This is a genomic window from Streptomyces humidus (assembly GCF_014649655.1).
Lineage (GTDB): Bacteria > Actinomycetota > Actinomycetes > Streptomycetales > Streptomycetaceae > Streptomyces > Streptomyces humidus.
The window spans coordinates 132,072-139,103 of sequence record NZ_BMTL01000028.1 but is presented as its reverse complement, the minus strand read 5'-3'; the positions used below and the strand labels follow the sequence as shown (position 1 = coordinate 139,103).

Sequence of the window (7,032 nt, the reverse complement as noted above, 5' to 3'; positions counted from 1 at the left end):
CTGTGGGAGAGTAGGACACCGCCGAACAAATTTTATGGGAAACCCCCGCACCTCCGGTGCGGGGGTTTTCTGTTTTCCCGGGACAATGTCGTGGTCGCCTTTTCGGGGTCGTTTAGGGTTCAGGCATGCGCTACGACCTGGTGATCTTCGACAACGACGGTGTCCTTGTGGACAGCGAGCCGATCTCCAACAGGCTTCTGGCCGCCTATCTGACCGAGCTCGGGCATCCGACGTCCTACGAGGACTCCATCCGGGACTACATGGGATCAGCGATGCACCGGATCCATGACCTGGTCGGGGAGCGCACGGGACAGCGGCTGCCGGCGGAGTTCGACGAGACCTTCCACCGGCGGGTGTTCGCGGCCTTCGAACGGGAGCTGGAACCCGTGCCCGGAGCGGTGGACGTCCTCGCGAAGCTGGCCGCTGACGGAGTGCCGTACTGCGTGGCCTCCTCCGGGAGTCATGAACGGATCCGGGTGGGGCATCGGAAGACCGGGCTGGACCGCTGGTTCGGGGAGGACCGTGTCTTCAGCTCGCAGGACGTCGGTAAGGGCAAGCCTGCCCCCGACCTGTTCCTGTACGCGGCCGAGCGGATGCGCGCGTCGCCCGAGCGTTGCGTGGTCGTCGAGGACAGTCCGCTGGGCGTGCGGGCGGCCGTGGCGGCGGGAATGGACGTGTACGGGTTCACCGCGATGACGCCCGCCGCGAGGCTCGCGGGGGCCACCCGCCTCTTCTCGGACCTGGGGCAGTTGGCTGACCTGCTGGTCTGACGCCGGATGTGCCCGCGGCCTGACAATTGTCATGCATAGCTCCGGATGATCGTTTCTACCGGGCGCCCCCTCCCGGCCGCGAGGCTGTGGGCATGACGACGAACCAGCACAAGAAGCAGAACGCCTTCGCCCCGCTCATCGTGGACGTGGTGGTGCCGCTCGGGTCGTACTACCTGTTCAAGGGCGCGTTCGGGATGAGCACGTTCGCCGCCCTCGCCTGGAGCAGCGTGGTGCCGGCCGGACGCACCCTGTGGAGCGCGCTGCGCAAGCGGACGGTCAACGGTCTCGCGGGGCTCATCCTCGTCGTCAACGTCGTCGGGCTGGTGCTGAGCTTCGTCTCGGGCGACCCACGGCTGATGCTGGCCAAGGACAGCGGGGTCAGCAGCACCGTCGGGATCGGGATCCTGGTCTCCGTGGCGCTGGGACGGCCGATGATGACGGCCGGGCTGAAGCCGTTCCTGGTGAAGAGCGACGCGGTCCGGGAGGCGGCCTGGGCGCGGCTGGAGAGCGGGGCGGCGGCCGCGTCGGCGGACTTCCGCGGTCGCGAGCGGGTCTTCTCGCTCGTGTGGGGTGCGGTGCTGCTCGCGGAGTGCGTGGTGCGGATCGTCGGCGCGTACACGGTGCCGGTGGACACCATGGTGTGGCTGGGGTCGGTGGTCATGGTGGTGGCGATCGCACTGGGCCTCGTGGCCGGCGGGGCGCTGGGAGCCGGTCCGATGGAGGCGATGGTGGCCGCCGAGGCGAAGGCCGGGGAACCGGTGGAGGCCGCGGACGAGGTGCCGGCGGTCGCCCTGGCCCGGTGACGTCGACAAAGCTGAGGGGAATTCATCTTTGGCTGGATCTACCCACGAGTACGCCGGGGCCCTACGCTCGCCGCCATGACAGATGTGCTGCGGCGCGGTAGGGCCTCCCTGGCTTTCAGCTTCTTCGCGCAGGGGGCCGCGTTCGCTCTGCTGGTGACCCGGATCCCGGCCGTGCAGGACCGGTACGGCGTCTCGGACGCGCTGCTGCCCGTCTTCCTCGCGGCCGTGCCCGTGCTGGCCGGGGTGGGGAGCGTGACGACCGAGCAGCTGGTGAAGCGGATACCGCCCAGTCTGCTGCTGCGCTGGTCCCAGCCGGTGGTGCTGCTGGCCCTGGTGGGGGTCGGGGCGGCGCGCGGGATGGCCGGGCTGGGGGTCGCGCTGGCGGTGTTCGGGCTGGCCGTGGGGGCGCTGGACGCTTCGATGAACATGCTCGGGGTGAGTCTGCAGCGGACGTACGGACGCAGCATCATGCTCGGTTTCCATGCCGTGTACAGCCTGGGCGGCATCGTGGGGGCGTCGCTGGCATGGGTGGGGGCGCACTGGCACCTCGCGCTGTGGGTGTCGTATCTGCCGGTGGTGGCGGTGTTGCTGCCGGCCGCTCTGGTGGGGAGCCGCTGGTACGTCGACGGGGACTCCGGGGCGGCGCCGGGGGCCGGCGAGGGGGAGAGGGAGAAAGCGGGGAGCGGCGGCTCGGGTGTCGTCTTCACGATGCTGCTGCCGCTGTGTCTGGTGATGACCTTCGCCTACATCGGGGACTCGACGGTCTCCAACTGGAGCGCCAAGTATCTCCAGGACGTGCTGGGGAGCTCGGAGCAGCTGGCGACCGTCCCGTACAACGTCTACATGGTGACCACGCTGCTCGGGCGGGCCATCGGGGACTTCGGGGTGCGGCGGTTCGGTGCGGCGGCCGTGGTGCGGGTGGGGGCGCTGGTGGCGGCGGGCGGGTTCGCCGTGGTGGCGGGCGCGCCCGGGGCATGGGTGGGGATGCTGGGGTTCACGCTCGTGGGGCTGGGACTGTGCGTGCTGGTGCCGCAGACGTTCGCGGCGGCGGGGCGGCTGTTCCCGGGTGCCTCGGACGCGGCGATCGCGCGGCTGAACATCTTCAACTACGTCGGGTTCCTGGTCGGTTCGCCGTTGGTGGGGGCGCTGGGGGACGCGTGGAGCTACCGGGGGGCGATGGCGGTGCCGATGGTGTTGGTGCTGGTGACGTTGGTGTACGCCCGGTCGTTCGCTCCTCGATCGGACCGATACGGTGGCGGGCATGAGCGGCCGCGCACAGCTGATGTGGGACGAGGCAGTAACGGGCTATGACTTCGGGCCCGAGCATCCGATGGATCCGGTCAGGCTGGATCTGACCCGGAGGCTCGTGGGCGCCCTGGGGCTGGACCTGGCGCTGGACGTCGTCGCGGCGAAGCCGGCCGGGGAGTCGACGTTGCGGCTGGTGCACCGGGAGGACTACGTCGACGCCGTGAAGGCGGCGTCGGCGGATCCGGGGTCGGCCGACCAGGCCTACGGGCTGGGGACGATGGACGATCCGGCGTTCGCGGGGATGCACGAGGTGTCCGCTCTGATCGCCGGGCTGTCGGTGGGGGCCGCGGAGGCGGTGTGGCGTGGGGACGTGCTGCACGCGGTGAACTTCTCGGGCGGGCTGCACCACGCGATGCCGGGCGGGGCGTCGGGATTCTGCGTCTACAACGACGCGTCGCTGGCGATCGCCCGGCTGCTGGAGCTGGGAGCCGGGCGGGTCGCGTACGTGGACGTGGACGTGCATCACGGGGACGGGGTGCAGGCGGCGTTCTGGGACGATCCGCGGGTGCTGACGATCTCGTTGCACGAGCATCCTCGTACGTTGTTCCCTCAGACGGGTTGGCCCGAGGAGACCGGCGGGGACGCGGCGCAGGGTTCGGCGGTGAACGTCGCGCTGCCGGCGGGGACCGGGGACGCGGGGTGGTTGCGGGCGTTCCACGCGGTGGTGCCGGAGCTGATCGCGGACTTCCGGCCGGATGTGCTGGTGACGCAGCACGGGGCGGACACGCACTTCGAGGATCCGCTGGCCCATCTCGCGGTGTCCCTCGACGCGCAGCGGGCGGTTCAGGTGGCCTGCCACGAGCTGGCGCACGAGTACGCCGGGGGGAAGTGGGTCGCGCTGGGCGGGGGCGGATACGCGGTGGTGGAGGTGGTACCGCGGTCCTGGGCGCATCTGGTGGCGGTCGCGGCGGGGACGCCGGTCGCGCCGGAGACGGTGATCCCGGAGGGGTGGCGGCAGGAGGTCTTCGCCCGAACGCGTCAGCTGGGGCCGATGCGGATGACCGACGGGCGGTGGCCGGTGCGGTGGGCGGAGTGGGAGGCGGGATACGACCCGGCCGATCGGCTGGACCAGGCCGTGCTGGCCACGCGGCGGGCGGTGTTTCCGTTGCGGGGGCTGCTGGCCTAGGGGTGCGTGGGGGGCATGGGGCGTTTCTTCGTCCCGTCCGCCCCGGCCCACCGCGTTCCTCCGGGGTGTTCCGCCCCCTCCTGGACCGCGTCTTCGCCCTGGGGGGCCTCGTCCTCGAGCCCCGGACGGGCTGGAGTGCTTACGCCAACCGTGGGGTGCCGGCGCTGTTTCCGCCCCCGGCCTGCGCTTCGTCCGTCAGCATCGACCCGTGTGGAGTACCGCGGCCCTTCGGGCGCATCTGCTTGCTGCGGGGCTGGCCGGGGTGGTGGCCACCACCCGGGAGGAGAGCCTGCGGAGCTACCGCCTCTTCGCCGCTCGGGACCCGCGGGTGCTGATCGGGCTTGATCCCGAACGGAGTTGGGGGCAGCGGGAACTGCTCGCGCTGATGGCGGACAGGTGTGGGGTTTCGGCCGATCCCGGGTGCGTCTCGGGGCATGATGTGATCGATCCCGAACGGACGCTGGCCGCCCTGGACGCGTTCGCGGATCGGCTCGCCTCGGTCGCCCAGCGTGGCGTCGGCGTGCTTCTCGGCACCGGGCACCCGCATCGGCTGCTGGGGTTCTACGCCGCTCTCGCGGACGCTTTGTCGACGGCGGGATGTGATGTCCTCACCCCGGCGCAGGGTCACTGTGTCGACATAACGACCCGGTTCGGCCTACGCACCCACCGTCTCGCGTACGTACGGGGCGTCGCCGTCGTCCGGGAGGCCGATGCCGAACGCGCCGGTTGTGCGACCGGTGCGCACAGCCATTCCCCGCTGCCGGTTCGGGTGGCGCTCGCGGCGGCGGCGGAGGGCGGCGGACGGCTGCCCGAGCTGGTGATCGGCGACCACGGGTGGGTCTGCGGGGCAGGTCAGCTGGGGTTCGAGGCCATCGGGCTGGCGGACACGGACGACCCCGCGCCGTTCGTCGGGGAGGCCGAGGGGACCGTCTCGGTGGTCGTTCCACTTGACGACGCCGTGCGATCCGCTTCCTACAGGCCGCTGACCCGCTACGTACTCAATCGAGCGTGTCTGTCACGGTAGCCGCTGATGGGTGCACCTCTTCCCCACTCGCATCACCCGCCCCTACATTGGGGAGTGAGCACGCAGCGACGAAGAGTCACCGGAAGGGGAAGCCGGTGGCCGTCGAGTCGAGTGCGGAAGGTTCAGGTGTGTCATGGCTGCAGCTGGCGAGAGGCCTCTGAACGAGGTTCAGTTCCTTACCGTGGCGGAAGTCGCCTCGGTGATGCGAGTGTCGAAGATGACCGTGTACCGCCTGGTGCACAGCGGTCATCTGCCCGCGATCCGGGTGGGGCGGTCCTTCCGCGTCCCCGAGCAAGCGGTTCACGAGTACCTCCGCGAGAGCTATGTGGGGGTGGAAACCGCCTGACGGCCGGGCCTGCCGCAGGGGCGGGCCACAGGGCGGAGGGGTCCGGCCGCAGGGCCGTCCCGGACCCCTCCGGTCCCTCGATTACGACCTCAGCGCTCGGACGGGTAGGCTAGCCCCTCGTAGGTCGTATGGGCCCATGGCGCCCAGCACCGAGTGATGAGAAGTGAGCGAGGGTAGTCGTGGGCTCTGTTATCAAGAAGCGGCGCAAGCGGATGGCCAAGAAGAAGCACCGCAAGCTGCTCAAGCGCACGCGCGTTCAGCGTCGCAACAAGAAGTAAGCGAACGTACTTACTTCTTCGCGACGCGAGCCGCGTAGGCGTCGTGTGGCCCTCCACCGTGCTATCGGTGGGGGGCCACATGCATGTCCAGGATCCGTGCGCCCGGCTGAACGCCGTGCGTATGCCTGGACGGGCGTCGTGGCTGATCCGGTCGTACGGCCGATGTTTCCCGTCACGTCGCGGATCGGTCGGTCGTCGCAGCGTGATACCGACCCGCTAAGTTGGCCCGCAGGCGGGGAACGCGGCAGGGTGGCCAGGCGGTTCCAGGACGGAAGGAAGGCGCGGATCTTGGGAAAGGTCGTGCTCGTTACCGGAGTGGCCCGTCAACTCGGGGGTCGGTTCGTACGACGGATCCAGCGTGACCCACAGGTCGACCGGGTCGTCGCCGTGGACGCCGTGCCCCCGGAGCACCATCTGGGCGGCGCCGACTTCATCCAGGCGGACATCCGTCAGCCGACCATCGCGAGGGTGCTCGCCGAGACCGGCGCCGACACGGTCGTGCACCTGGATGTGACGGGCACCGCGCTGGGCGGCGGCAGCCGGACCACGGTCAAGGAGACCAACGTCATCGGCACCATGCAGCTGCTCGGCGCATGCCAGAAGTCGCCGAACGTGAAGCGGCTGGTCGTCAAGTCCAGCACCAACGTCTACGGGTCCGCGCCCCGCGATCCCGCCGTGTTCACCGAGACCACCTCCGCCAAGTCGCTGCCCAGCGGGGGCTTCGCCAAGGACGCCGTCGAGGTGGAGGGCTATGTGCGCGGGTTCGCCCGGCGGCGGCCCGACGTCGCCGTGTGCGTGCTGCGGTTCGCCAACATCCTCGGGCCCACCGCCGAGACGCCGCTCGCCGCGTACTTCTCGCTGCCCGTGCTGCCCACCGTGTTCGGTTACGACCCCCGGCTGCAGTTCGTGCACGAGGACGACGTGATCGAGGTGCTGCGGATCGGCTCGCACGAACCCGAGCGGGGCACGCTCAACAGCGGCACCTTCAACATCGCCGGGGACGGCGTGCTGTTGCTGTCGCAGTGCTCGCGGCGGCTCGGGCGGCCCACCCTGCCGCTGCTGCTGCCGGCCGTCACCTGGGCGGGCTCCTTGGTGCGTACCCTGGGCATGACGGACTTCTCGCCCGAGCAGATCCGGCTGCTCACCCACGGCCGGGTCGTGTCGACGGTCCAGATGCGCGAGACGCTGGGGTTCCTGCCGCGCTACACCACGGCGGGGACGTTCGAGGACTTCGCGCGCAGCCACGGGCCCGGGCTGCTGCCGCCCGGGGCCGTCGCCGGGGCCGTCGACCGGATCGCCGCGCTGCCGCTGCCTGGCGGCGATCGGGCCGCCGGCCCGGCCCACCCCCCGACGCCGAGCGCCAACTGAGGAGCGCAT

General features: G+C 70.6%; 8 protein-coding genes. All 8 read left to right on the top strand.

From position 1 onward, the window contains the following. Window positions 1-125 precede the first annotated feature (125 nt). Window positions 126-770 carry an HAD family hydrolase gene (locus tag IE239_RS29550; RefSeq protein ID WP_190152471.1) on the top strand — a complete coding sequence of 215 codons (645 nt, stop codon included), beginning with the start codon at window positions 126-128 and terminating at the stop codon, window positions 768-770. A 92-nt stretch (window positions 771-862) separates the two neighbouring features. Beyond that, on the top strand, window positions 863-1,573 hold the full coding sequence (locus IE239_RS29545; protein ID WP_190152470.1) for a VC0807 family protein: 711 nt from the start codon (window positions 863-865) through the stop codon (window positions 1,571-1,573). A gap of 75 nt (window positions 1,574-1,648) precedes the next feature. Further along, window positions 1,649-2,884 (top strand): MFS transporter, encoded by a 1,236-nt coding sequence (locus tag IE239_RS29540; RefSeq protein WP_190152469.1) that lies wholly within the window; start codon window positions 1,649-1,651, stop codon window positions 2,882-2,884. Further along, complete coding sequence (locus IE239_RS29535; RefSeq protein WP_190152468.1) at window positions 2,835-4,007, top strand: acetoin utilization protein AcuC; 1,173 nt, start codon at window positions 2,835-2,837, stop codon at window positions 4,005-4,007. The genes IE239_RS29540 and IE239_RS29535 overlap by 50 nt, the downstream gene beginning before the upstream one ends. A gap of 208 nt (window positions 4,008-4,215) precedes the next feature. Next, a complete protein-coding gene (locus IE239_RS29530) occupies window positions 4,216-5,031 on the top strand; it encodes a phosphatase (protein WP_190152467.1) in 816 nt (271 codons plus the stop codon). Window positions 5,032-5,164: 133 nt separating this feature from the next. Further along, on the top strand, window positions 5,165-5,377 hold the full coding sequence (locus tag IE239_RS29525) for a helix-turn-helix domain-containing protein (RefSeq protein ID WP_004984898.1): 213 nt from the start codon (window positions 5,165-5,167) through the stop codon (window positions 5,375-5,377). 179 nt (window positions 5,378-5,556) lie between these two features. Further along, entirely contained in the window at window positions 5,557-5,655 is a 99-nt protein-coding gene (locus IE239_RS29520; protein WP_003948845.1) for a 30S ribosomal protein bS22, read from the top strand. A 288-nt stretch (window positions 5,656-5,943) separates the two neighbouring features. After that, a complete protein-coding gene (locus tag IE239_RS29515) occupies window positions 5,944-7,023 on the top strand; it encodes an NAD-dependent epimerase/dehydratase family protein (protein WP_190152466.1) in 1,080 nt (359 codons plus the stop codon). Window positions 7,024-7,032 lie beyond the last annotated feature (9 nt).